The organism is Virgibacillus sp. NKC19-3, from assembly GCF_019837165.1.
Taxonomy (GTDB): domain Bacteria; phylum Bacillota; class Bacilli; order Bacillales; family Amphibacillaceae; genus Virgibacillus_L; species Virgibacillus_L saliphilus.
The window spans coordinates 1,616,298-1,641,973 of sequence record NZ_JAGYHC010000001.1 but is presented as its reverse complement, the minus strand read 5'-3'; the positions used below and the strand labels follow the sequence as shown (position 1 = coordinate 1,641,973).

Annotated in this window: 21 protein-coding genes; 1 reads left to right on the top strand and 20 read right to left on the bottom strand. The window is 41.3% G+C overall.

The features are described from left to right. Positions 1-168: 168 nt before the first annotated feature. On the top strand, positions 169-2,172 hold the full coding sequence (locus KFZ56_RS07920; RefSeq protein ID WP_222641370.1) for a S9 family peptidase: 2,004 nt from the start codon (positions 169-171) through the stop codon (positions 2,170-2,172). A gap of 118 nt (positions 2,173-2,290) precedes the next feature. Here the strand turns inward: KFZ56_RS07920 and KFZ56_RS07915 are convergent, their stop codons facing one another. The 20 genes from KFZ56_RS07915 to KFZ56_RS07825 all read right to left on the bottom strand — a co-directional run bounded on the left by KFZ56_RS07915 (position 2,291) and on the right by KFZ56_RS07825 (position 25,393). Next, on the bottom strand, positions 2,291-2,668 hold the full coding sequence (locus KFZ56_RS07915; protein WP_222641368.1) for a hotdog family protein: 378 nt from the start codon (positions 2,666-2,668) through the stop codon (positions 2,291-2,293). A 667-nt stretch (positions 2,669-3,335) separates the two neighbouring features. Beyond that, positions 3,336-4,421, bottom strand: a complete 1,086-nt coding sequence (locus KFZ56_RS07910; RefSeq protein ID WP_222641366.1) for an ABC transporter permease — start codon at positions 4,419-4,421, stop codon at positions 3,336-3,338. Continuing rightward, complete coding sequence (locus KFZ56_RS07905) at positions 4,418-5,665, bottom strand: ABC transporter permease (RefSeq protein WP_222641364.1); 1,248 nt, start codon at positions 5,663-5,665, stop codon at positions 4,418-4,420. Before KFZ56_RS07905 ends, KFZ56_RS07910 begins: the two co-directional genes overlap by 4 nt. An 11-nt stretch (positions 5,666-5,676) precedes the next feature. Next, positions 5,677-6,609 carry an ABC transporter ATP-binding protein gene (locus KFZ56_RS07900; protein ID WP_222641363.1) on the bottom strand — a complete coding sequence of 311 codons (933 nt, stop codon included), beginning with the start codon at positions 6,607-6,609 and terminating at the stop codon, positions 5,677-5,679. A 219-nt stretch (positions 6,610-6,828) separates the two neighbouring features. Beyond that, positions 6,829-7,467, bottom strand: coding sequence for a response regulator (locus KFZ56_RS07895; protein WP_222641362.1), 639 nt, complete (start codon positions 7,465-7,467; stop codon positions 6,829-6,831). Then, positions 7,464-8,570: a sensor histidine kinase gene (locus KFZ56_RS07890; protein ID WP_222641361.1), complete on the bottom strand. Its 1,107-nt coding sequence runs from the start codon at positions 8,568-8,570 to the stop codon at positions 7,464-7,466. Before KFZ56_RS07890 ends, KFZ56_RS07895 begins: the two co-directional genes overlap by 4 nt. Before the next feature lie 505 nt (positions 8,571-9,075). Then, complete coding sequence (argH, locus tag KFZ56_RS07885) at positions 9,076-10,410, bottom strand: argininosuccinate lyase (RefSeq protein ID WP_222641360.1); 1,335 nt, start codon at positions 10,408-10,410, stop codon at positions 9,076-9,078. Positions 10,411-10,446: 36 nt separating this feature from the next. Then, positions 10,447-11,667, bottom strand: a complete 1,221-nt coding sequence (locus KFZ56_RS07880; RefSeq protein ID WP_222641359.1) for an argininosuccinate synthase — start codon at positions 11,665-11,667, stop codon at positions 10,447-10,449. A gap of 74 nt (positions 11,668-11,741) precedes the next feature. After that, a complete protein-coding gene (gene argF, locus KFZ56_RS07875) occupies positions 11,742-12,533 on the bottom strand; it encodes an ornithine carbamoyltransferase (RefSeq protein WP_375540671.1) in 792 nt (263 codons plus the stop codon). Further along, the gene (locus KFZ56_RS20035) at positions 12,530-12,700 is read right to left on the bottom strand and encodes a hypothetical protein (RefSeq protein WP_375540670.1); all 171 of its coding nucleotides are present in this window, start codon (positions 12,698-12,700) and stop codon (positions 12,530-12,532) included. Before KFZ56_RS20035 ends, argF begins: the two co-directional genes overlap by 4 nt. After that, positions 12,688-15,939, bottom strand: coding sequence for a carbamoyl-phosphate synthase (glutamine-hydrolyzing) large subunit (gene carB, locus KFZ56_RS07870; RefSeq protein ID WP_222641358.1), 3,252 nt, complete (start codon positions 15,937-15,939; stop codon positions 12,688-12,690). The genes KFZ56_RS20035 and carB overlap by 13 nt, the downstream gene beginning before the upstream one ends. Beyond that, positions 15,936-17,189: an acetylornithine transaminase gene (gene argD, locus KFZ56_RS07865; RefSeq protein WP_222641357.1), complete on the bottom strand. Its 1,254-nt coding sequence runs from the start codon at positions 17,187-17,189 to the stop codon at positions 15,936-15,938. Before argD ends, carB begins: the two co-directional genes overlap by 4 nt. Then, a complete protein-coding gene (gene argB, locus KFZ56_RS07860) occupies positions 17,182-18,036 on the bottom strand; it encodes an acetylglutamate kinase (protein WP_255584926.1) in 855 nt (284 codons plus the stop codon). Before argB ends, argD begins: the two co-directional genes overlap by 8 nt. Next, on the bottom strand, positions 17,999-19,225 hold the full coding sequence (gene argJ / locus KFZ56_RS07855) for a bifunctional glutamate N-acetyltransferase/amino-acid acetyltransferase ArgJ (RefSeq protein ID WP_222641356.1): 1,227 nt from the start codon (positions 19,223-19,225) through the stop codon (positions 17,999-18,001). Before argJ ends, argB begins: the two co-directional genes overlap by 38 nt. A 15-nt stretch (positions 19,226-19,240) precedes the next feature. Further along, on the bottom strand, positions 19,241-20,284 hold the full coding sequence (gene argC / locus KFZ56_RS07850; RefSeq protein WP_309228276.1) for an N-acetyl-gamma-glutamyl-phosphate reductase: 1,044 nt from the start codon (positions 20,282-20,284) through the stop codon (positions 19,241-19,243). 134 nt (positions 20,285-20,418) lie between these two features. Beyond that, a complete protein-coding gene (locus tag KFZ56_RS07845; RefSeq protein ID WP_222641355.1) occupies positions 20,419-20,868 on the bottom strand; it encodes a GtrA family protein in 450 nt (149 codons plus the stop codon). A 47-nt stretch (positions 20,869-20,915) separates the two neighbouring features. Beyond that, on the bottom strand, positions 20,916-22,055 hold the full coding sequence (locus tag KFZ56_RS07840) for a glycosyltransferase family 4 protein (protein WP_222641354.1): 1,140 nt from the start codon (positions 22,053-22,055) through the stop codon (positions 20,916-20,918). A gap of 25 nt (positions 22,056-22,080) precedes the next feature. Further along, on the bottom strand, positions 22,081-23,229 hold the full coding sequence (locus KFZ56_RS07835; protein ID WP_222641352.1) for an NAD-dependent epimerase/dehydratase family protein: 1,149 nt from the start codon (positions 23,227-23,229) through the stop codon (positions 22,081-22,083). A gap of 212 nt (positions 23,230-23,441) precedes the next feature. Continuing rightward, a complete protein-coding gene (locus KFZ56_RS07830; RefSeq protein ID WP_222641351.1) occupies positions 23,442-24,398 on the bottom strand; it encodes an alpha/beta hydrolase in 957 nt (318 codons plus the stop codon). A gap of 167 nt (positions 24,399-24,565) precedes the next feature. Further along, complete coding sequence (locus KFZ56_RS07825) at positions 24,566-25,393, bottom strand: cytochrome c oxidase assembly protein (RefSeq protein ID WP_222641350.1); 828 nt, start codon at positions 25,391-25,393, stop codon at positions 24,566-24,568. Positions 25,394-25,676 lie beyond the last annotated feature (283 nt).

The following is a 25,676-nucleotide window of genomic DNA, read 5'->3' as shown; positions in this document are numbered from 1 at the left end:
AAATTTTTAATCTAATAACCTGGAAAATTAGCTAGCTTTTTTCTTTCCTCGAAGGAAACATGTCATTTTCTTACCGTTTTAGAAAAAGAAAATTCTAGCAATTTGATTGATTCATAACGTGAACTCGTTTACTATAGTTGTAAATCTAATCCTATTGGAGGTAATGTAATGAGCGATTCAAAACGAGCAATAACAACAGCTGACATCACACAAATTGATGTATTCAGTGATCCCAAGTTCACCCCGGATGGGGATGCATTTACATATGTTTCAACAACTATCAATGATAATAATGACTATGAATCTCATCTGTTTTTTCAACATTTGAATGAAGACGTAGCAAAGCAATGGACATTTGGTGATGGTAAGAATAGCAACCCCAGCATTTCACCTGATGGTAAGAAGGTTGTATTTCAATCCAATCGAAGTGGGCTTATGCAGCTTTGGATGCTTTATACAGATGGAGGAGAAGCAAGACAATTAACAACGTTTAAGAATGGTGCAGGAAATCCTAATTGGTCAAAGGACGGGAGATACATCATTTTCAGTGCTTCTCTGGATGCGGATGACGACGTACAAAGACAAACGGAACCATCAAAAGAAGAACGTCAAAAAGAAAAGGAAACACAAAAGAAACAGCCACTAGTGATAAAACGTCTAGATCATAAATCAGATGCCAACGGCTTTCATGATACTAAACGCGCCCAACTCATTTTATTTGATACAGAGAACGATACAATCACCCAGTTAACAACCGAAGATGCGGATCACACTTATCAGGATATTTCACCTGATGGCAATACTATCCTATTTGCAGCTAACTTAAATGAAGATGCAGATTATGAAAATACGAATGATTTATACCTATTTCACCGATCAACCAAAACGATAACCAAACTTACGGATGGACAAGGCGTATATCATAGTGCCAGTTTTTCTCCAAATGGGGACAAAATTGCTTGCTTTGGTCATGAATATACACATGCCGGAGCGACACAGAATGAGCTCTATATATTCGATGTAGAGACAAACAGGCGCACTTGCCTCAGTGAAGCGTGGGATATGCAACTTGGTGATGTCATGATTGGTGACATGAGACTGGGAAATTCTACAACGGGTCCGATTTGGTCAAAAGATGAAACCCGCATCTTCTTTATCGCTAGTGATTTTGGTGCGACCGGCCTCTACCAAGTAACCGTAGATGGTGATTTAAACGTACGTTATAAAAAGGATAATCATGTATTTGGGTTTTCCTATGATGCTGAATCAGAAACATTCATTCTTGGAATCAGTACACCAACCAACCCATGTAATTTTTATCAATTGAAAAATGACGATGAATTGAAGCGTCTAACCAATGCGAATGCAACATTTCTGGATGAAGTAGCAATCGTTGAACCGGAAGCGTTAACCGCCACTGCAGAAGATGGCTGGGAAATACAAGGATGGCTCCTACGTCCATACGGATTTGAAGAAGGTAAAAAATATCCATTCATACTGGAGATTCATGGTGGACCACATATGATGTATGGCCGATCCTTCTTCCACGAAATGCAACTACTGGCAGCGAAGGGATACGTGGTACTATATACCAACCCAAGAGGGAGTTATGGATATGGGCAAGCATATGTAGACGCTGTTCGTTCTGATTACGGTGGGGGCGATTATACCGACTTAATGAGCGCCGTTGATTATGCGCTAGAAAACTATAGCTTCATTGATGACACGCGACTTGGTGTAACCGGAGGAAGTTATGGCGGGTTTATGACCAACTGGATTGTTGGGCACACTAATCGTTTTAAAGCTGCAGTAACCCAACGATCCATCAGTAATTGGTTAAGCTTTTATGGCGTAAGTGACATTGGTTACTTTTTCACGAAATGGGAACTTGGTAAGAATATAATGGAAGATCCTGAGCAACTATGGAATTTCTCTCCACTGAAATACGCAGAAAATGTGGAAACACCATTATTAATTTTACACAGCGAACAGGACTATCGCTGTCCAATAGAACAAGGGGAGCAGTTATTTACTACACTGAAACATTTGCGCAAAAATGTTGAATTTGTCCGTTTCCCGGATGCAAGTCACGAATTAAGCCGAAGCGGAAAACCGGAAATGCGAATGGAACGCTTGAACCATATTTGTCGTTGGTTTGAAACGTATTTATAAATACGTTCTGTACACGCAACAATGCTTCATGTCAATACGAGCAGCCCCCATTCTCCCCTTTTGGTAATGTGGGCTGCTTATCTATCGTTTTGATGGTTGAAGGAAAAGGAAGAAAAATTTACAGAATTACTCCTGAAAAATCCCCTTTTAATACTTCTTTTGCATTCTGATTTTTACATAGAAAAGTTGCCATGATAGCTGTTCGGTCATTTGGTTGCTTTTCGTACTTTACAATTTCCACATCACATGTAATGGTATCACTTGTAAATACAGGTCTTAAAAACTCAAAGTTCATATTACGAGCCATTACATTATAATCCCCACCTACTTTTGTTGGCAGTGTTGCCGTTAATAATCCTTGAACAACCAGTCTTCCCTTTTCATCAGGAGTAACATGATGAGAGCCTTCATCCCCTGATACTTGCGTAAATAATGCAACATCTTTTTCAGTAAAACGTCGTTCAAATGTAATATTGTCCCCTACGTTTAAAGGCATCTTTCTCCCCCCTTTTTCAATAGACCATAAAGCATGTATCATAAATTTACGAATCTTTACCAACATCTACGGTTCAGAAACTAAACTGCACCTCTAGTAGTAGTAGAAATTATCTCAAATTTCCATCGACGATACAACTAATATAGGGCAAGCGCTTTTTCAATCACAAATGTAATGAAATCATATTTAATTCTAGGTTCTTTTGAATTTCTCAGAAACTGGAAATCAATGAAAAGAAGGAGCGCCTCAAGGCAAAGAAGCTGCCCACAAAATACAAAGTTACATCTGCGGACAGTTTTTTGATGAGTCGCTTTTATGAAATCGAGAATCCTTGCTAGTATAAAATGATATTTGGACCACTAAGAGAGCGCTTCTTGAACTTTTTGCTGGTATAAAATGGCGTTTTCAGTCATTGAACGCTGCTCTCCTAAAATGGCTCCTGCTCATATTCATTCACTGCTTCTTGAAAACGATTCATTTTCTATTTTGAGCGAGATAAAAATAACATTGCGGTACTATTTCTAGATGAGAAGTTGGATCTATTTCAAATCATAAGTAGGGCTGGTTAGCACATAATACTATTCGTGCTTATGGCGGGCGATGTGGCAAGACATAGACGCGTCCAGTTTTCAGCACTTTGGTTCCCCGCATCGGACGCCAGCATAGCTTACCTTCTCTCCATCAAATTAATCCCAACCCCCATAAATAAGACGCTCATCAGCAATAAAATCGCCAAGGGCTGAGTGACATCCAACAAGCTTTCTCCATACATCGTGACATCCTTGAGCGCCTCCATCGCATGCTTAACAGGTATCAACTCCGCAACCATCCGTACAATGTTATTGCTTACTACTTCCAACGGCCAATAAGCTCCTCCCAGCATTGCCATACTAACGGCTACAAGGGGAATCACCGCATTCAACTGCGAGGCTTTTTGCACAAGACCGATCAGCAACATGCCCAAGGACACAATCGCAAGGGTATAACAAGCCGCAATCAACAGCACTGCAGGCCAAGACGCACCAATCATTATGTCAAAGACGAATGCAAACATCAGAAACACGAAACAGATTTGCAGGTAACCAATCACGAACGCATAGCTTACGTGACCTACATATAACTGCCATTTGCGCACAGGAGATAGAATCAGCCGATCCCAACTGCCACGCTGTTTTTCCTCTGCTACTTCCCCTAGGCTAAAGACAATCGTATAAATAGCAAAGAAAAGGGTCATCCCAAACAACACGTGCAGCTGATCATTTAAGGACGAGCCTTGGATGCCTTCTGTCTCACTGTTCACTTCAATTGGCGGGTTTTCCAATTCAGCAGCTAACGCCTCTCTATCTACTTCATTTGTCAGCTGGTCTACCAGTAATTTCTCTTGATAAATCGTGCGCAAATGATTGTCTACCAAGCTTTGATATTCATTTTCCGTACTAATTAAAAAGGTATAGTGCTCCGCTGCCAATTCTACGCCAAAGACCACATCACCCAGGGCCACCTCTTCTTTCATATTGCTCCATTCATCTAGATAAAAACGAAATCCTTCCAGCGTCTGCAATTCCTCCATTAATGCCTCTTGCGTAGGAGTATCCACCTCTTCGGTAACATAAACGGGAATAGATGATTGGTTCTCCCCTGTATTCGAACCCCCGATAAACATGATGAAGACAACCGTCATCGCAATCATCGCAAGCACCATAAAAGGTCGCCGCCTTAAACGCTGCCACTGTAATAAAAAGATATCTATCATGCCTGCACCCTCCTTTTCGGAAAGACCATGATGCTGATGAGGAAGATAACTAGCGCAAATAGAACTAATCTTCCTAAATAAGGGGCAATTTCATTCATAGGCAACCCTTGATTCGTCAGCATAAACGCCTTCATCGCTGCCCCGTTTGGCGTCCATGCCCCTAATGTTTTAACCAGGTCAGGCAAACCGGCTGTCGGAAAGAAGCTGCCCCCTAACATCGCCAGAATCGTTACAACACCCACCGAGAATATTTCTTGTAACGATTGCGCCTCAAAGCGGACCGTCAACGCAATCATCAGACTGCCAAGCGCACCTACCGCTAAGGCATATAATAGTAAGATAAGCAGCATCTTTGCGATGATATCCCCCTCATACGGTCGAAACGCCTGTAAACCAATCGATGATAATGAAATAATAAGAGAAACTTGGATAAACGCGATCACTATCGTAGCCATGACCTTCCCCATCAAATAAGATAAAGGATGCTGTCCGGTTAACAGAATACGATTAACCACCTTTTCCTCCAACTCATTTTTACTCTTCGCCGACATGGTGGAAGCAACAAAGAAGGCAAACATGACCGCCATACCAATCGTGTAGTATTCCATAGACGATATTGGATCCCGTTCAGTCACCGTCTCCTGTCTGCTCACTTCTTCCATGGCCAGATCTGGCTCTTCCCCCATCGCAATGTTTGCATAAGACGATTGCAGATTCATCGTGTGCACGAATTGTTCAATCATATTTTGAAAAATATCACCCGATAACTGGCTTTCGGCTGCTTTTTTTATCGAAAGGGTGGTTTGGACCGATTCCCCTAATAGCATATGTCGCAAGTTATCATAGCTAAATGCTTCAGGAATGGTTAGGATCGCCTCCACCTCTCCTTCCTCCAGAGCACGGACTGCTTCTTCCTCTGTCATAGCCGTTACAGTCAATACATCGCGCAGATCCTCTTCCATGGTCTGTTGCAGGATAGACTTGGGTGCAATCTCCGCCGCTATTTCGCTAAGTTCTGCTGGTAATGACGCTGATGCGAGATCACGTTCGAACCGCTCCATACCTGTCTCTTCATCATCTTGGTCTACCATGGCAACATGTAGTTCAATGGATGGGTTATTCATCACCCCTCCTAAAGCAAACCCCAATATCACAATTAAAATAAATGGCATGGCTAATAGCATAAGCAGTTCTGTGGGGTCCCGCCACATTAACTTGACATCTTTCCAGAAAAAATCAAGCATGTCTCTCCCTCCTAATCTCGCAGCTTTCGTCCCGTTAAATGCAGGAAAACGTCTTCTAATGAAGGTACTGCTATATTCACACCATGAACGATGACTTGATGTTCCTCAGCCTCTCGAAAAATAGTGGCTAACGGCCGACTGTTTTTTGCAACAATTAAGGTGAGACCTTTATCACTTTGTGTTACTTTTAAAATAGAATCATGTCGCTCTAATGCTTGCATGAACGGTTCGGATAACTGTTCCACCTCTAATTGAATGCTCTCCTCTGTCGCCAAGATACTTACAAGTTCCTGCTTAGAACCGGTCGCAATCACCTTGCCATGATCCATAATATAAATACGATCACAAAGCCGCTCCACTTCTTCCATGTAATGAGAGGTATAAAGTACCGTCATCCCACGTTCTTCTTTTAACCGTTTCACCATCTCCAGGATATAACTTCTGGACTGCGGATCAATGCCTACGGTTGGCTCATCCATAATCATAACCTCCGGCTCATGTAGCAGCGCAACCGCTATATTAACCCGCCGCTGCATCCCACCCGAGTAATTTTTCACTTGCTCTTTCTGCCGGTTGGCCAACCCAACTAATTCCAGCACTTCTTGGGCACGTGACTCCAGTTTTTTCCCGCGAATGCCATAAATTTTCCCAAAGAATTTCACATTTTCATAGGCCGACAATTCCTTATATAAGGCAATTTCTTGTGGTACGACACCAAGTATCGGCCGGATAATATTGGGTGAATGCAGTATATCCTGCCCATTCCACATCACCGTACCCGATGTGGGCTTCAGCAAAGTTGACATCATCGAAATAAGTGTCGATTTGCCCGCGCCATTCGGGCCAAGCAAGCCCACCGATTCCCCCTCTTGCAAATAAAAGTTGACATCATCCACCGCTGTGTTTTTCTTATATACCTTACGCAATGAAGCTGTTTCTAACATTGCTACTCCCTCCCTACTTGCAATTTCCGTCTGTATTTTAGTATAAGCGAAAAAGGACAGTGCGAACACTGCCCTTCGTCATTACTTTTTGGAAAAACCATGACCTCCGTCATATTTTTAATCTGTGTGCATAAATCATCGCGCCATCGTCACACCTGTACTTCTATGTCTTGCGCATCGAACCTTTGGAGCCAACGTAGAAATCCGCTACACCTTTTTTTAGACATATCCGTGATGAATCGCATAAATCGCCAACTGCGTCCGATCACGCAGATCCAATTTATCAAGTAACTGACTAATATGATTCTTTACCGTGCCCACCGAAAGCGCCACTGTATCGGCGATTTCTTTATTGCTTTTGCCTTCTCCCAGCAAACACAAAATGGCTGTCTCGCGCTTTGTCAAATGGATGATGTCCATCTCCTGTTTCGGTTTTTTCTTCTCCAGCAAATGGGGAACTACTTTGCTCGCTACATCACCCGGCAGCTGCAGCCCGCCTGCTAGACAACCTTTAATCGACTGAATCAGCTGTGTAGCCTCGGCGTCTTTCAACAAATAACCGCTCACTCCAATCTGCAATGCCTCGATCGCATACTCCTCATCGTTAAACGTCGTAAGCATTAACACCTTCGTCGCCGGAAAGCGGCCCAGCATCTCTCTGGCCGCTTGTAAGCCGTCCATCTCCGGCATACGAATATCCAATAATGCCACATCAAAATGGGATAGTTCCCGTAATTGCACGGCTTCTTTCCCGTTTTTGGCTTCCCCTTTCACATGAAAAAGGGGTTCTGTCTCCAGCATTAATTTGATCCCTTGCCGTACAATCGCTTGGTCCTCGGCAATCAAAATATCGGTCATTCTGTACCCTCCTTCAATGGAAACAATCCTCGGACAATAAATTGCTGCTGGTAGGTTTGCACCTCTAAATGACCATTTAATTGTGCTAATCTCTCCCGCATCGACTGCAAACCGAACCCTTCCTTTACGTCCATTTGGTGTTCCACCGGATTGCTCACTTCAAAGCGAAAATGTGTCTGACCGGGGACTTCCAGCACGATCATCGCTTCCTTTCCCGGACTATGCCGCATGACATTCGTCATCGCTTCCTGGATAGCCCGGTAGATAATACTTGCTTGTTCCGGCGTTAATAGGACCGATAGCGCATTCTTTCTCAGCGAAAACTGAATGGACATATACTGCTCTGCCTCCAGTTTACGAATCAGATGAATAATAGCAGAAAGACCGGTTGCATTATCCTCACGCATTGCCCTGACTGCCTTCCTTGTTTCCGATAAACTTTCCTGGGCCAACACTTTTAAATCATCCAGTTCCTTGCAGTCACCCCGCATACGCAAGATTTCAATCTGCATCACTAAGTTCGTTAAGGTATGTCCGACACGATCATGGATTTCCCTGCCAATCGACACGCGTTCCTCCTGCCTGGCATGCTGATCTCGCGTCACTGATTCACGTTTGGTACTGCGGTATCGTTGTAATAAGGCTTGATACCACACTTCTAGATCCACCAGCCGCCTGCTGTTACGCTGGTAATAGTAGGTTCCCAAATACGCAGACAGAACAATCAATAGCGTGACGGAGCCAGGCATAACACCGACCGTAGTGATGAAAAAGGCCAATAGCAGTAAACTAACCAGCAGGTACACCATCTTAGAGCTTACCCGTTCAATCATCGCAATATAGGCATATGTATACATGATCATCACAAACGGATTCACGTCAGCATCCCTTGGCCAGCCAACACTACATGTGATGATCACGATTAAAAACAGCCATAAGATCGGATAGCTTTTTCTTGCTATAGAGGTGAAAAAGAAGATAGAAAAGAAAACCGCAGCCATAAGCAATAGGTAGCTAATATCTGCCGCTTGCTGCTGCGTGCTGTACCAAACAGCACCACCCCAAGCAACCAGCCATAATCCGAACCACACCCAGAAGTGCATACATTCCCTCCTCATCGTCCCTACCTATCATCATATCATATATTGCTCCCACCTCGCCCGCACGGTTCGTTCAGACATCAAGTATCAAGACGTAGTTGTCTTACCAGCTTATGATAAATCGGCTGAAAAAACGTAGTCGAATGTCTTTCTGGTACATCGTTCTACGATTTTTGCGTAACCATGTACCTGAGAGACGCTCTCTCGTACATCGTTCTGCGATTTTTGCGTAACCGTGTACCTGAGAGACGCTCTCTCGTACATCGTTCTGTGATTTTTGCGTAACCGTGTACCTGATCCTTTCAGCATTTCTTTGATAACCCCAGTTCCTTTTCCCATTTTCCTATGCAATGAAGAAAAGCGCCACATGCGGCTATCCGCACATGACGCTTTGTAAAAGAACTTGTTAATCCATTCGATTTTGATACAACCTGGTAATCACATCGGCAAGGTCCTGCAGTATGTCTGATTTCCTATAAAAATCCCGCCGCCAGCTCAAGCTGTTCCTTCACTTGTTGTTGCGAGGTCCCCCATAACTATGTCGGTTTGCTACAACTTGTTCTGGTGCCAGCACGTCATAAATATCTTCCTCAAACAGATCACTAAAATCCTTATATTCTTCCAGTTTTAGATCTAACAAGTACTTTCCATTATCAATCGCGTGTAGCACAATTTTCCCGATGATTTCATGCGCATCACGGAAAGGCATCCCTTTGGTCACGAGATAATCCGCAATATCCGTAGCGTTGGAATAATCCTCTGAAACAGATTGCTTCATGTTGGCAGTCTTTACTGTCATAGTGTCAATCATCGGGGCGAGCATCATGAGGGAATGCTCCAAGGTATCAACCGTATCAAACATCCCTTCCTTATCCTCTTGCATATCTTTATTATACGCAAGCGGAAGGCCCTTTAAAACCGTTAATAAACCTATTAAATTACCATACACACGTCCAGTTTTCGCACGGAGCAATTCCGGTACGTCCGGATTTTTCTTCTGTGGCATAATACTGGAACCTGTGCAAAACGAATCATCTAGCTCGATAAATTGAAATTCTTGACTACTCCAAAGGACCATTTCTTCTGCCATCCTGGAAATATGCATCATCATAATAGAAGCCGCCGACATGAACTCGAGAATAAAATCCCTGTCACTGACTGCATCCATACTGTTTGGATATACATAATCAAAACCTAATTCATTTGCCACCTGTCCCCTATTAACAGGAAATGTCGTCCCGGCAAGTGCCCCCGATCCAAGAGGTGATCCACTAACCCGCTTCAGACTATCCTCAAAACGCTCCTTATCCCGTTGGAGCATCCAGAAATAGGCCAATAAATGATGCGCAAAAGATATCGGTTGCGCTCTTTGTAGATGGGTATAGCCAGGAAGGATGGTATCTACATGTTCAGAAGCCTGATTGAAAATGGCTTGTTGTGTCGCTTGAACAAGTTCGATCAATTCATTGGTATGCTTTTGTAAATACAGATGCATATCCGTTGCCACTTGATCATTCCTACTTCGGCCCGTATGCAGTTTTCCACCCACCGGTCCAATTTCATCGATGAGAAATTTTTCAATATTCATATGGATATCTTCATTTTCGATGGAAGGGGTAAGCTCTCCCTGTTCTAGCTTTGTTTGCACAGTCTCCAATCCGGATATAATCGTATTCCCTTCTTCTTCGGTTATAATAGCAGTAGACATGAGCATATGTACATGAGCAATACTTCCCTGTATATCCTCATTCGCTAACGTTTGATCAAATGAAATAGAAGCTGTTTGCTCCTCAACGAGTTTATTCGTTTCTTTGGTAAATCTTCCACCCCATAGCTTAGCCATCGTACAACTCCTTCCTGCTTAGGTGCATCTACAAATTTACTTCCCAGACTTTATCGCTTCTTTTTTCTGGTTTACTTGGGAATGTACTTGCGTCGAGAGTCCCCATAACTTAATAAAACCAACTGCTGCATCGTGATCAAACATATCCCCTTGGGAATAGGTTGCTAATTCTTCATTATATAAGCTATTGGCTGAATCTCTTGCCACTACCATTTGCGTCCCCTTCCACAGCTTCACTTTCACTTTTCCATTAACACTTTTCTGTGTCTCATCCATAAATGCTGCCAACGCATTTCTTAATGGGGAATACCACAGGCCGTCATAGACAAGCTGGGTCATTTTTTGATCCATTTGTGCTTTATATTGTGTAACTTCCTTCGTTAACGTTAAAAATTCCAATTCCTTATGTGCATTAATTAAAATCAACGCACCCGGGTTTTCATACACTTCTCTGGCTTTAATGCCGACCAGGCGATTTTCAATATGATCAATTCTTCCAACACCATGTTTACCACCGACATCATTTAACTGCTCAATAATGTCAACCATCCCTAATGACTGCCCGTTTAATGCGATTGGTTTTCCTTCTTTAAATTCGATTTCGACATATTCGGGATCATCAGGAGTATCTGCAATTGAGGCCGTCCATTCGAAGGCTTCTTCCGGAGCCTCATTCCATGTATTTTCAAGAACACCGGCTTCACAAGCTCTACCCCATATATTTGCATCAATGGAATAAGGTTTATCCACATTCACTGGGACCTCAATATCTTTCTCCTTTGCATAAGCAATCTCTTCATCCCGATTCATCCCCCATTCACGTACAGGAGCAATGACTTCCAAGTCTGGATTTAGAGCTTTGATGGATACCTCAAACCGTACCTGATCATTTCCCTTGCCGGTGCAACCATGTGCAACAGCTACTGCGCCCTCTTCTTCAGCTACTTCAACCAATAATTTCGAAATTAATGGTCTCGATAGCGCAGAAGATATGGGGTATTTTCCTTCATATAGACAATTCGATTTAAGCGCTGGTAATAAATATTCGTTTGCCAATAATTCTTTTGCATCAATAATAACAGCTTTGTCCGCCCCTACTTGCAACGCTTTTTCTTTTAGTGATTCTAAATCTTTTCCTTCACCAACTTCTAATCCCAGTGCAATAACATCATAATCATATTTATCTTGAAGCCATTTAATAGAAACAGAGGTATCTAATCCCCCAGAATATGCTAGAACAACCTTCCCTTTGCTCATCATTCATCTCTCCCTTTTTGAATTTTTATTAATTATAACGTATATTTATACAAAAATCCATATAAAAATAAAAATTATTTTTCTATTAATAGTTTTAATAAAGCCTTCTGTGCATGCAGTCTATTTTCTGCTTCATCAAACACGACAGAATGCCCTCCATCAATAATGTCAGTCGTGACTTCCTCGCCCCGATGTGCAGGCAAACAATGAAGGAATAGATAATCTTTCTTTGCATATTGCGTGAGCTCTTTATTCACCTGAAATGCTTCAAGCGTTGCTTTCCTAGTCTCTAATTCGCTTTCTTCTCCCATACTTGCCCAAACATCAGTGACAACAATATCCGCATCCTGAATGGCCTCTTTCGGATCATTATGAATCTCCAATTTTGCTCCATTTTGTTTCCCTTTATTGTTGGCTTGCTGAAATATTACGTCACAAGGCTCATACCCTTTAGGACTTGCTACTGTCATATGCATACCTGTAAGCGCAGCGGCTTGTAACAGTGAATGAGGCATATTATTATCTCCATTCCCCACATAGCAAAGCTTTAATCCTTGTAATTCTCCTTTATACTCATAAATAGTCAAGATATCGGCCAGAACTTGAGTTGGATGATGAGGATCTGTTAGCCCATTAATGACGGGCACGGAGGCATGATAAGCGAATTCCTCCAGCATTTCATGGGAAAAGGTCCGAATCATTAATCCATCAACATACCTGGACAAAACTTGGGCTGTATCATACACCGTCTCCCCTCTTCCTAATTGAATATCATTTGCATTTAAGAATAGGGCATGACCTCCCAGTTGCTTCATACCAACTTCAAAGGAAACTCGCGTTCTCGTTGATGATTTCTCAAAAATCATTCCAAGTGTCTTTCCTTGAAGATGAGGATGGGAGATGTTCTCCTTGACTTGTTTTTCATCGACAAAGCTTCATGGATGACATCCATTATTTCATCCCCGCTTAAATCTGCTATGGTTAAAAAATGATCGGTTTGTAAAGACTTATTTGCTTGCTTCACACTTCCCATACCATATTCTCCTCCCTTTTCCCTACCACGTGTTTTACGTACACTTGTAATGATCGTGGCGTTTCCTCGATTGTTTCATCTCTGAGGGAATTTGCTACCTGTCGCAGTGTTTCCAAACTTGTGAAATAAGGGGTCTGATAGCGTACAGATAATTCACGAATATAAAAGCCGATCTTCCTTTTCTCTCTTCCCTGATTAGGGATGTTAAGAACGAGATGAGGAGCTCTATGTTGCCAATGGTACAAGAGATCATCCTTATTTTTTAACATACTTGTTGTTTGAATCCCATTGGCCTCCAGGTATTTCGCCGTTCCTTCTGTTGCTGTAATGGTAGCACCTGCTTTTGCAAATAAGCTAATAAGCTCGAGACTTTCCTGTTTCATGCGGTCGGAAACAGAGACAAAAAGCTCTACCCCTTCCTGGGTTGAGAAATCATTCAAATAAGAAGAAACCTTTTTTAATGCTTCCTGCTGATTCCAACCTAGGCCTATAATTTCACCAGTTGATTTCATTTCCGGGCCATGTACGTGATCCACACCTTTTAGCTTACTGGCAGAGAAGATTGGTGCTTTCACAGTGGAATAGTCTGGTTCAGCCAGCAAATCCAAATCTTCTGTTATTTCCTTCAAAGGAATTCCCAATTGCGTTCTAACGGCCCATTCAACCATCGGAACATCCGTTATTTTACTCATAATTGGTACGGTTCTTGATGAACGTGGGTTCACTTCCAATACATAAATAGTAGCTTCATGAATAACAAATTGGATATTCATCATTCCGATAATTGGCACAGTTTGACTGATTTTCTTTGTTATATTCACCATTTGCTCTTTCATCTGTTCTGATAAAGATAGGGGTGGGAAGCTTGTCATACTATCACCGGAATGAACGCCGGCTTTTTCGAGATGCTCAAATATTCCTGGAATGACGATATCTTTCCCATCGCTAATCACATCTATTTCACATTCTAATCCCGGAAGATACTGATCGATTAATAAAGGCCAGCATTGGTCATTGGTATCCTTTTGAATACGTGTCACATACGTTTTTAATTCTTCTTCATCGTAGCAAATAAACATGGATTGCCCACCAATAACATAGGATGGACGAATCAGTACCGGAAAACCTAAATTGTGTGCTGATGACGTTAATTCATCAAGGCCATGGACAATATGACCTGCAATATGTGGGATGTTTAACCGATTTAAAACATGGTAGAACTGTTCTCGGTCTTCCATTTGGTCAATATGTGCCGGTAATGTTCCTAAAACGTTTATTCCCTCATTTTCTAATCCATTTGCCAAATTAATCGCAGTCTGCCCTCCAAATTGTATCAACACTCCAGCAATGTTTTCTTTTTCAATAACGGACAGAACATCTTCCAGTGCCAACGGTTCAAAATATAAGCGGTCTGCAACCGAATAGTCTGTGCTGACGGTTTCTGGATTATTATTGATTACAACAGCCTCGTAACCCATTTTTTTAACAGCTAAAGCCGCATGAACACTGCAGTAGTCAAATTCCACTCCTTGGCCAATGCGAATAGGGCCTGAACCCAGTACAAGAATTTTCTCCTTTTCATCATTTGCGCTGACTTCATCCTCCCCATACCAGGAAGAATAAAAATAGGCTGTATTTGCTGCATCTTTACCAGCACACGAGTCTACCACATTATAAATAGGTTTTATCGATTGCTCTTTGTAGATTTCCCTAAGCGCTTTTGACGTTGTCCCTATTAATTCAGCGATCCGTTCGTCACTAATATTAAACCGCTTCGCTGCTTTTATTTCGTCTAAAGAAAGATCTTCCAAGCTAACATTAGCAAGCGATTGCTCACACTGGATAATACCTTCTATTTTTCGTAGAAAGTCCTTGTCTATTTCGGTTAATTGATGCAAATATTGGGTAGTAAATTTTCTTGTGAATGCTTCTCCAATAGCAAAGATCCGTAAATCATTAGGCGTAGCTATTAGGTCTGCTAACTCTTCTTCCATTTTTGAATCCATGCCCGGCCAATGCAAGCTATACACATTCATTTCCAGAGAGCGTATTGCCTTATTCAGCGCCCCTTCAAATGTGTTATCAATAGCCATGGCTTCACCGGTAGCCTTCATTTGTGTACCAAGCGTTCGATCAGCTTCTGTAAATTTATCGAATGGAAAGCGCGGCAGCTTGACGACCACATAGTCCACTACTGGTTCTACGGATGCATACGTATTACCTGTTATCGGGTTAAGAATCTCCTCCAGACAATGGCCGAGTGCACACTTCGCAGTGATATGAGCTATCGGATAGCCCGTTGCTTTCGATGCCAAGGCTGAAGATCTGCTTACCCTTGGATTCACTTCAATAATACAGTATTCATTCGATGTCGGATGTAGGGCAAATTGGATATTGCAGCCACCGACAACGTCTAAAGCTCGGATTACTTTAAGCGACGCTGCATGCAACATTTGATATTGAACATCGGATAGGGTTTGGGATGGCGCTGTGACGACCGAATCACCAGTATGCACACCAACCGCATCCATATTCTCCATGTCACATACAATTGCACAATTATCTTTTGTATCCCGCATCACTTCAAATTCAATTTCCTTCCAGCCTTTGATGCTTTTCTCCACAAGCACTTGATGAATGGGACTCAACGTTAATCCATTCGTTAACAACTGTTTAAACTCATTTTCATTATTGGCAAATCCGCCACCTTCCCCTCCGAGTGTATAGGCTGGACGTAAAATCACGGGGTAGCCGATTTCCTGAATAAATTCCAGACCCTCCTCCATGGATCCAATGATTTCAGACTCAGCGATTGGTTCTTCAATAGCTAACATAAGCTGACGAAATTGGTCACGATCCTCTCCTTTTTGAATAGAGGCAACTGATGTCCCTAACAGTTCCACACCATATTTAGCTAAGATACCTTTTTCATGTAACTGCACCGTTAGATTTAACCCGGTCTGGCCACCCAACGTTCCGATCATCCCATCTGGTGCCTCTTCTTCAATAATTTTCTCCAATGTATTTATCTCAAGCGGCTCCATATAGACATGATCCGCTATATCCTTATCCGTCATAATCGTTGCTGGGTTGTTATTTACTAGAACAACTTCAATCCCTTCTTCTTTTAACGCAAGGCAAGCTTGCGTTCCTGCATAATCAAATTCAGCTGCCTGCCCAATAACTATCGGTCCTGATCCGATAACGAGCACTTTCTTTGGTGTTTCATGCTTTTTCATATTTTGCTCCTCTCCCTTTTCATGGATTCCCGAATAGGAATCCATTTATCATGACAGAACCCTTCTTTTTCCGTTAACAGCTGTCTAAATGTTTGAATAAAATATTCCAGCTCTTCTTTTGTTGTCGTTAATGGAGGCAAAATCCGAAGCACATTTGAACCTGCTGAAAGCACAAGGATTCCTTTTTCTCGAAAAGCGCTAATCCATGTTTTTACTTCTTCTGTCATTTGGATACCTATCAACAGGCCCAGTCCTCTTACTTCTTCAATACTGGAAAAATCCCGTTGCAATTCTCCCAGTTTGCCTCTCAACCACTCCGCTTTGTTCCTGACTTCATGCAGTATATTCTCATTCATGATAGTTTGAATTGTTGCCAGAGCTGCACTCATCACAAGCGGGTTACCACCAAATGTACTTCCATGAGATCCTGGTTGAAAAGACTGCGCAACCTCTTCTTTTGCCAACATAGCACCGACTGGAAAACCAGATGCCAATGCTTTTGCTGAAGTGATAACATCCGGCTCTATGTCAAATTGGTCGTAGGCGAACAATGTTCCTGTTCTGCCAACTCCCGTTTGAATCTCATCGATCATTAGTAAAATATCTTCTTTTTCACATAATGCTGCAAGCTCTTTTATCCAGACTTGATCTGCTGGATTCACACCGCCTTCGCCCTGAATAAGTTCCAGAAGTACAGCTGTTGTCTTACCATCATTGATTTCCTTCAGCGCATCAAAATCATTCAATGGCAAGTAACGAAATCCTGGCGTCAAAGGAGTAAAACCCTGATGTATTTTTTTCTGACCTGTCGCGGCCATAGTTGATCCTGTACGGCCATGAAATGAATTGGTAAACGTTACAATATTCGTCTTTTCTACATAACCTTGATCGCTCGCATATTTTTTCGCTAGTTTTATTGCTGCTTCATTTGCCTCCGCACCGCTATTGCAAAAAAATACTTGGTCAAAACAGCTATTCTCTGTTAACACAGTTGCTAATTGCTGCTGTAGAGGAATTTCATAAAGATTGGAGCAGTGCCACAGTGTATCAAGCTGCTCCTTAACTTTACGGTGAACGTGTTCTGGCACATGGCCTAAATTACAAGTGGCAATACCGGATGTGTAGTCCAGGAACTTCTGACCATTTTCATCCCAAACATTGCTTGCCTTTCCTTTCACAAGTGTTACGGGGAACCGCCCGTATGTATTCATTATTACTGAAGCGGGCTGATTTTTTACTGTATTAGACATGATGGGCCTCCTTATCGATGATTACTTTTGTGCCTGCTTCTTTTCCTTCCATATAATTTTTCAAATCAGCCGGTATAAGCCCATTTAAGATAACAGACTCACTGGCACCAGCCGATAGACTGTTTAACGCGGAGCGTATTTTCGGTATCATCCCACCGTAAATAACACCTGATGCAATTTTCGATTCAATTTGCTGCTTGGTAAGTTTCGTATGGATCATTTGTTTCCCATCAATGGTTTCCATAACACCAGGAATATCACTGATTAGAGCTAGCTTTCCTTTCAGGCTTTGTGCTACAGCCGCTGCAGCCATATCTCCATTAATGTTATATCGCTGTCCTGATTCATCCATACCGATTGGTGAAATAACTGGAATTCCTCCATGGCTCATGTTCATTTTTAACCATGCATTATTTACATTGGCAACTTCTCCAACATAACCTAGGTCCCCCGTAGAATCGAATGGTCTTGCCTCTAAAAGGGAGTAATCCACTCCACTTATACCAAAGCCTGTTCCACCAGCTTTTTGCAGATTGGCGACAATTCTTTTATTGATCGATCCGCTCATCACCATCTCCGCCACATCCAATACTTCTTTCGTCGTTACACGAAGGCCATCGACGAATGGACTTTTTACTTCCAGTTGGGTTAAAAGTCTATTAATCTCGGGTCCGCCACCATGAACAATGACAGGTTCACAAATCCCGGAGTTTTTTAATTCTACTATCATTTCATAAAAGGAATCCGGAAGCTTTTCCAAGATACTGCCTCCTACTTTTAAAACAATAACAGATTCCATCACGATCACCTCACGTCCGATAAGAAGCATTAATTTTGACATAATCATAGGTTAAATCACAGCCCCAGGCAGTTGCTACGTGTGAGCCGTTTTGTAGGTCTACATTCAACGCTACTGTTTCATTTTCCAGATACTGCTTCCCGCGCATCTCCTCAAACTCTACAGGGAGCCCATCTTTTACGACCATAATATCCCCAAGAGAAACGGACACTTTATCCGGATCTATTGGCTGCTCACTATATCCTACAGCAGTTATAATTCGTCCCCAATTGGGGTCCGTTCCATAAACAGCAGTCTTTACAAGATTGGAAGAAATAACTGCTTTCGCTACTTGACTTGCCACTTCTTCTGAAGGCGCCCCACTTACGTTCACTTCAATTAGCTTGGTTGCCCCTTCGCCGTCTCTAGCAATCTGCTTCGCTAATCCCTCACACACATGCTGGAATGCTTGTAAAAAAGCAGACCACTCTGGATGCGATTCATCTAAGCGTCTATTATTCTTCCGTCCATTCGCTAGAACCAGAACCATATCGTTTGTACTGGAATCACCATCCACGGTAATCATGTTAAATGACTTATTTGTCGTATTACGTAGTGCGTTCTGCAGACTACTATGATCAACAGCAGCATCTGTCGTAATAAAAGAAAGCATGGTGGCCATGTTTGGGTCGATCATACCCGACCCCTTTGCAGCCCCTCCGATTGTTATCGTCTCTCCATCAATTTCAACCTCTACCGCCATATGTTTCGTTACCGTATCTGTTGTTAAAATAGCCTTTTCGAAGTTTTCAGGGGCAACATGATTGCCATCATCCATTGCTTGTATACCAGCATGAATTTTTTCCATTGGTAAAGGAACGCCAATCAGACCAGTAGACGATACAGCAACATGATTAGCAGCTACCCCCATTTTCTCTGCCGTTAGTGCTTGTGTTTCCAACGCATCATGCATCCCCTGTTTCCCGGTACATGAATTGGCAACCCCGGAATTTACAACAACCGTTTGAATTAAATTCTCTTTTTCGATACTTTCTTTCGTCACTTGCAACGGAGGAGCCTGAAAAGCATTTAACGTATAGACGCCTGCTGCAGTTGCAGGAGTATCTGAATGAATCCAACCGAAATCCAGTTTTGTTTTTCGGAAGCCTGCATGCACACCTCCTGCTGAAAAACCTTGTGGACTTGTTACATGTCCGTTATTGACGATGTGAATATCTTTTTCTGTTACAGCAACCATCTAGTTTCATCCTCCTTATGGGTATATTGGTAAACGATTTAATCCGTGGTTTTCATCCCAACCATTCATTAAATTGGCGTTCTGAATTGCTTGACCGGAAGCACCTTTTACTAAATTATCAATCGCCGAGACAATAATGAGCTGATTTGTTCGCTCGTCAACATGAAGCCCTATATCGCAAAAGTTACTTCCATAAACATCTTTTGATCTAGGAAACTTACCTTTATCTCGAATTCGAACAAAAGGATTGGATTGATAAAATGTTTTATAACTATCAATCACTTCCTCTGTTGACATATCACCTTTTATGGTGCCATACATCGTACAAATTAATCCACGTGTCATTGGGATAAGATGTGCGGTGAATGTGGTAGATATTGGTTCGCCTGCAGCCGAAGATAAATATTCCTCTATTTCTGGAATATGTTTATGCCCGCCTATTTTATAAGGCTGAACATTATCATTCGCCTCTGAAAAATGCGTCATGGCTGTTGGTGTTTTCCCAGCACCGGAAATTCCGGTTTTCCCATCAATAATAATAGGATGTGCTTCAATGATTTTTTTCTTTAGCGCAGGTATGAGTCCTAATAAGGCGGACGTTGGGTAGCAACCGGGATTGGACAGAACGGTTGCTTCTTTTACCTGTTCCCTGTAAATTTCTGATAGTCCATATATCGCATTATTCAAAGTTTCTTGTGGTGCTGCTTCTCCTCCATACCAGCGTGTATATTGCTCCCTGGAACTGATTCGCAAATCGCCCGATAAATCAATGCATTGTACCGATGAATTTTCAAATTTAGGAATAAGTTCTTTTGCTACACCAGCTGGCGTAGCAAAAAACACAATATCCACTTCTTTCTTTAAACATTCAATCTCTAATTCTTCCAGTGGATCATCCACAAAATTAATGACGTGTGGGTAAATGGACGCGAGCTGTTCCCCATGATGGGAGTCAGAAATAATTTTCTTCACATGCATATATTCATGATTATGAAGCAATCGGATTAATTCTATTGCCCCATACCCCGTACCTCCAATAATTGCTACATTTTTCAACACGATCTTCCTCTCGCTTCATTTGTAAATTAATAATTATTATAAGACTTCACGTATAGTTATGCAAGTATATTTATGAAAAAAAATTTATATTTATGCAAAACGATGTATAAATAATCACTATCCTGGCGGTCGGATCATCGCTTTGCTTTTTTATTCCTTGTAAACACAAAATACTTAATCATAAAGAAACTGGAACAAAATGAAAGAAACATAGCTATACCCTTCGCCAGATTATAACGCAGCCAACTGGGCACACCCAAGGCAAAAAATAAGGAATTAACGCCTAAAAATACAAGATTATTAACACCAAGACTAACGATTGCTTGAATCACAAATGTGATTCGTTGACGGTTACTTCCCTCGGCCGAATGCTGAAACGTTATGCTGGCATTCCAGAAATAGCTATTTGCTACAGACAATGTATAGGCTATTGTATTATACAATACAAGCATACTGCTACCTTCTGTATGAAACAATAGTAATAATAGATTTAACACCCCTATATCAATGCCTGCGTTTACGATGCCTATGACGCTATATTGGAAAAATTGAAATGGCCCTCTTTTTCTTCTATGCTTTTTCATGAAACCCCTCTACCTGATCAGATTTGTTCACACGGCAACAAATCCATTTATGTTACGTTTGCCTTGTCATTATTCCCATCTAAATCTGTTACTTCTTCATAAAAGTGAAGCAATTGTTTCGATTGACCTTCCCATCCCATTTCTGAAACGTCTTTATGTGCAGCTTGAGCCAGCCGTTTTCGAAGTGTTTCATCTTCAAACTGACGTACAGTAGCTGTAAAGTCTACGGGGTTTTCTGGATCATACAGCAATCCATTATAATTATCCTCAATTTGTTCGCAAGTTGGTCCGCTTTTAGCCGCAACCAGTGGAAGGCCGGAAGCCATTGCCTCCATAATAACAAGACCAAGCGTTTCGGTAGTTGATGGGAAAACAAAAACATCGGAAGACGCGTAAGCCTTAGCAAGCTCCTCCCCGTGCATATAACCAGTAAAAACCGTGTTTGTTCCATTGAAATGCTTTTCCAGTGCCTGGCGATGAGGCCCATCTCCCACGATAGCAAGAACAAATTCATCCGATTCCTCTAATACAGATTTAATCTTTTCGATTTCCTTTTCCGGAGCAAGCCTGCCAACAAAAAGCAGCAACTTTTTCTCCGGATGTCCATTTGACAATCGAGCCCGCATTTCAGTATCAAACTGATCCGGCGTAAACATCTCCGTATCCACACCACGTTTCCAGACATGTACATTGAAAAAGCCACGATTCATCAGTTCCTTCTGTACTGTTTGAGATGTTGCAAGATTTAAAGCGGCATTATTATAAAGTTTTCGAAAATACCACCAGATTAATCCTTTAAATAGGGAAAGGTGATAGTAATCCAAATACGTCGCCACATTCGTATGATAAGACGCTATTAGCGGAAGCTTAAGCTTTTTGGCATAATAAACGCCAGACAAACCCAAAATGGCTGGGTTAACAACATGAACAATATCCGGATCAAATTCGCTCAGTTGCTTTTTCACTATGCTATTAGGAAGTGCAAATTGTTTGGAACGATAAAAAGGAAGTGTGCGCGCTGGTACGCCATCAATTCTCGCCCCTTCAAATTCATACACACCTAGATCCGGCGCAATAATCCGAACGTCATGTCCTTCTCTTAAGAGATAACGTATACTTGCTGTTAATCGTGTAACTACTCCATCCGTAGATGGTAGGAAAGTCTCCGTTACGATAGCAATTTTCAATCAAGACACTTCCCTTAATGTTTATTTATTTCCATGAAACTTTTGGGAGTACATTTTCTTCTATTACGCGATCTTTATGGCGAACGACGGTTTTAAGGATATGGCGAATCACCTCATCAGTCAGTAGGTTTGGTTCCAAGCCAAGGTCTTTCAGCTTTGTATTTTCAGCATGGAAGAAGTGTTCTTCCTGCTCAACCCTTGGATTTTCCAGATGAGCAATCCTCGTTTCCATTCCTTCTTCATTCGCTACCTTTTGCACCTTACTTGCAAGGTCAAGTACGGAGAATTTTTCAGTAAATTGGTTAAACACACGAAATTCCCCTTTATCAGCCGGATTCTCTGCTGCGATCTCCAGACAACGGACAGTATCCCTGATATTAAGAAAGCCGCGAGTTTGTCCGCCTTTCCCATAAACAGTAAGATCATGGCCAATAGTTGATTGAATAATAAAGCGATTTAGAGCTGTTCCAAATACACCGTCATAATCCAGTCGATTGGAAAGTACAGGATCCATCTGCGTTTCATCTGTATCGAGACCATAAACAATACCTTGGTTTAAATCTGTAGCACGGATCCCCCATATTTTACATGCAAACATAATATTATGACTATCATGTACCTTGGAGAGATGGTAAAAGGAACCTGGCTGCTTTGGATATGGAAGCACGTCTTTTCTCCCTTTATGCGCTATTTCAATATATCCTTCTTCAATAGGAATATTTGGTGTGCCGTACTCTCCCATTGTTCCCAATTTAATGAGATGACAATCAGGAACAAACTCACTTATACCATAAAGAACATTTAAATTACCAGCAACATTGTTAACCTGAGTGTATACAGCATGCTCTCTATCAATCATAGAGTATGGTGCCGAGCGCTGTTCAGCAAAATGGGCGAAAGCATCCGGTTGCTCCTTTTTCAATACCTCACTTAGGAAATCATAATGGTTTAAATCACCGCGGTATGTACGAATTTCCCTACCGGTCAATTTCTTCCATTTCGCTACACGCTCATCAAGAGTAGCAATTGGTGTTAGCGAATTAGAATGCAGTTCATTATCGTATTTTCTTCGAATCATATTATCAATAATGGCCACATCATGACCCTGTTTCGATAAATAAAGGGCAGTCGGCCAGCCACAAAAGCCATCTCCGCCAGCTACTATTATCTTCATTTCATTACCTCCGCTTTTGAAAGTCGTTTATTTTAGGTTATTTGCTCCTTGTTACATCATACTTTTAACGAAAAAACATTTATTCTTATTCCATTAAAAAAATATCATGTTAGGATACGTTTAGCAATTATTACCCTTGGTCCGTAACATTTTCCTAAACATCTGTGAAGAAAAAACAAAGGGCTTCTTGTCATATTGACATAACCCCTTTGTCATTCCATGTATTTCGTTAAAAAGCTTTTCATTTTCTCTACATATTTATCTTTTTGCGTGACAAAAGCCTCTCCATGACTAGCTTCATCAAACATGACTATATCTGCATCACTATTTGTGTTTTCATACAATTCTTTCGTCATAGCAGTCGGCACAAATGTGTCCGCATTACCGTGAATATATAGAATTGGTATATCGGTCTCTTTTACCTGATCAAGTGCTGAAGCTTCTGTCAGAGTATATCCTGCACGCATATTTGTTACAAAGCTTGTACTCGGTAAAACAGGGAATGCCGGTAAATGAAACATGCGATCCAGTTGATACGCAAATAAATCATATACACTCGAGTAAGGACTATCTGCCACAATTGCTTTTACATTATCAGGCAAATCTTCCCCACTTGCCATTAACACCGCTGCAGCACCCATTGATACACCATGTAATACAATTTCCGTTTCCGGACCTTGTTTTTCTACAAGTAAATCAACCCAATCCGCGTAGTCCAGACGATCATGCCAGCCGAATCCAATATAATCTCCTTCACTGTCCCCATGGCCACGCAAATCTGCGGTAAAAATATTATAACCCAACTCTTCATAATAATACTGACCGTATAAGCCCATATCGCTTGCGCCCCCAAGGTAACCATGTGCTAACACAACCGTTTTATTCGTCGGCTCTTCCGCTTCCAAAAAATACCCCTGCAGTTTTAGACCATCATAAGAGGTCATCTCTATTGGCTCGAAATCCTGATTTTGATTCCATTCACGCCAATCTCCCTCTGTGAAAACGTTCATAGCCTCTGCAGAAACATCTAAATCAGCATTTCCTACCAGAAAATCCTTTACGTTACGTTCAATTGCCAAATTATAAAAATAAAAACTTGCAATAATATCTATAATTAAGATGACACTGAAAAGTCCTATTCCAATTTTTATCCATCGTTTCTTCTTCACATAGACCCCCCTTCCCTATTATTCTATTATACTAGAAAATAGGGACGTTGAAACATTTGCAGTGATGGTATTTCTTTACATCATAACTTCTTTTTAGAAAACTTGGCGTTTATTCGAATCCCTTATACTTTCAAGTGCAAACGTTTAGGGAAGTGCATTCGTTACACTTATGCAGCAGGAAAGTAGCTATGCTTTCTTACTTGCCTTAACAATAACAACCCGCCAAAAACAACAACCTGACTTACTAACAATATACCTCCACCTAACTGTTGTTCGTTAACCGGATCAAAAGGTAGCAGTGTTTCGAAAAATTCGGGTGTCAGTGTATCATAATCTGGCAAACAAAGAGCGAGCGCTGGTATAAACGCATCTATATCAGAATAAATAGTATAGATACTATCTGAAGCAAAGAATAACAATAGACTAAAAGGAATCAATAATAGACTATTTGTGATACAATACTTCAGCTTTTGGCCGCTCGTTTGCCTCCCCGGAGATACAATTGGTATCCAAAGCAACAAGGCTGAGATAAACAAACCAAGTAAAAAAATATAATTTAGAAACAAATCGATCCGGACATAGTCAAATAGCATCGGAATATGATATGCATAAAATGATAATTGGAAAAGGAAAATAGCAACAACTGGATTTGTTAGCATATGGATCATTTTATCTAGTACTGAAATAGTTCGGATTTTTTCTATAATTTTCTTTTTAAACCCAATGATTAGTAATGGTGGAACAACGAGTAATAGTAAAACCAGCTGTATAATGTGCGTACTGAATTTTATTCGCGCGATAACATTTATAGGACTGCCAATGGCAATAAATAACACAATCAAAGCCGTAAAAAAAAGAATGGTTTTCCATATGGAATGATTTTTTTCTTCAGGTAAAAGAAATAGATAGATAATAGCTGCAAACAACCCAAATAATAAAATCCCCCCATTCCATAGGGTAGAAAAATGAAATTCATCTAAAATGATATCCAACATGGTGATGACCCCTCTCATCCAAGCTTTTATACATATATTATAGATGAATACCAATTGGATTTTCGATCTGAGATGGCACAATATAATGACAAATATACGGGAGAGCTTTTACACGAATGTAGAGGTTTAAAAGAATTTTTAAACTGTACTACTTTAGCCATGCTATATTATTTTTAATAGGGATATTTTACCATTTATTAATAATTTCAACTTTTCTTAATAAATTTATTGTATAATAGAGAGGACGGGGCCTGCTAGGTGTGCTCAGGAAGAAAGCAGTAAA

Excerpts from the sequence above, each read along its gene's own strand:
- KFZ56_RS07920 (WP_222641370.1), top strand. The coding sequence starts at position 169 with ATGAGCGATTCAAAACGAGCAATAACAACAGCTGACATCACACAAATT.
- KFZ56_RS07915 (WP_222641368.1), bottom strand. The coding sequence starts at position 2,668 with ATGCCTTTAAACGTAGGGGACAATATTACATTTGAACGACGTTTTACT.
- KFZ56_RS07910 (WP_222641366.1), bottom strand. The coding sequence starts at position 4,421 with ATGATAGATATCTTTTTATTACAGTGGCAGCGTTTAAGGCGGCGACCT.
- KFZ56_RS07905 (WP_222641364.1), bottom strand. The coding sequence starts at position 5,665 with ATGCTTGATTTTTTCTGGAAAGATGTCAAGTTAATGTGGCGGGACCCC.
- KFZ56_RS07900 (WP_222641363.1), bottom strand. The coding sequence starts at position 6,609 with ATGTTAGAAACAGCTTCATTGCGTAAGGTATATAAGAAAAACACAGCG.
- KFZ56_RS07895 (WP_222641362.1), bottom strand. The coding sequence starts at position 7,467 with ATGACCGATATTTTGATTGCCGAGGACCAAGCGATTGTACGGCAAGGG.
- KFZ56_RS07890 (WP_222641361.1), bottom strand. The coding sequence starts at position 8,570 with ATGCACTTCTGGGTGTGGTTCGGATTATGGCTGGTTGCTTGGGGTGGT.
- argH (WP_222641360.1), bottom strand. The coding sequence starts at position 10,410 with ATGGCTAAGCTATGGGGTGGAAGATTTACCAAAGAAACGAATAAACTC.
- KFZ56_RS07880 (WP_222641359.1), bottom strand. The coding sequence starts at position 11,667 with ATGAGCAAAGGGAAGGTTGTTCTAGCATATTCTGGGGGATTAGATACC.
- argF (WP_375540671.1), bottom strand. The coding sequence starts at position 12,533 with ATGATTTTTGAGAAATCATCAACGAGAACGCGAGTTTCCTTTGAAGTT.
- KFZ56_RS20035 (WP_375540670.1), bottom strand. The coding sequence starts at position 12,700 with ATGGGAAGTGTGAAGCAAGCAAATAAGTCTTTACAAACCGATCATTTT.
- carB (WP_222641358.1), bottom strand. The coding sequence starts at position 15,939 with ATGAAAAAGCATGAAACACCAAAGAAAGTGCTCGTTATCGGATCAGGA.
- argD (WP_222641357.1), bottom strand. The coding sequence starts at position 17,189 with ATGTCTAATACAGTAAAAAATCAGCCCGCTTCAGTAATAATGAATACA.
- argB (WP_255584926.1), bottom strand. The coding sequence starts at position 18,036 with ATGATTATGTCAAAATTAATGCTTCTTATCGGACGTGAGGTGATCGTG.
- argJ (WP_222641356.1), bottom strand. The coding sequence starts at position 19,225 with ATGGTTGCTGTAACAGAAAAAGATATTCACATCGTCAATAACGGACAT.
- KFZ56_RS07845 (WP_222641355.1), bottom strand. The coding sequence starts at position 20,868 with ATGAAAAAGCATAGAAGAAAAAGAGGGCCATTTCAATTTTTCCAATAT.
- KFZ56_RS07835 (WP_222641352.1), bottom strand. The coding sequence starts at position 23,229 with ATGAAGATAATAGTAGCTGGCGGAGATGGCTTTTGTGGCTGGCCGACT.
- KFZ56_RS07825 (WP_222641350.1), bottom strand. The coding sequence starts at position 25,393 with ATGTTGGATATCATTTTAGATGAATTTCATTTTTCTACCCTATGGAAT.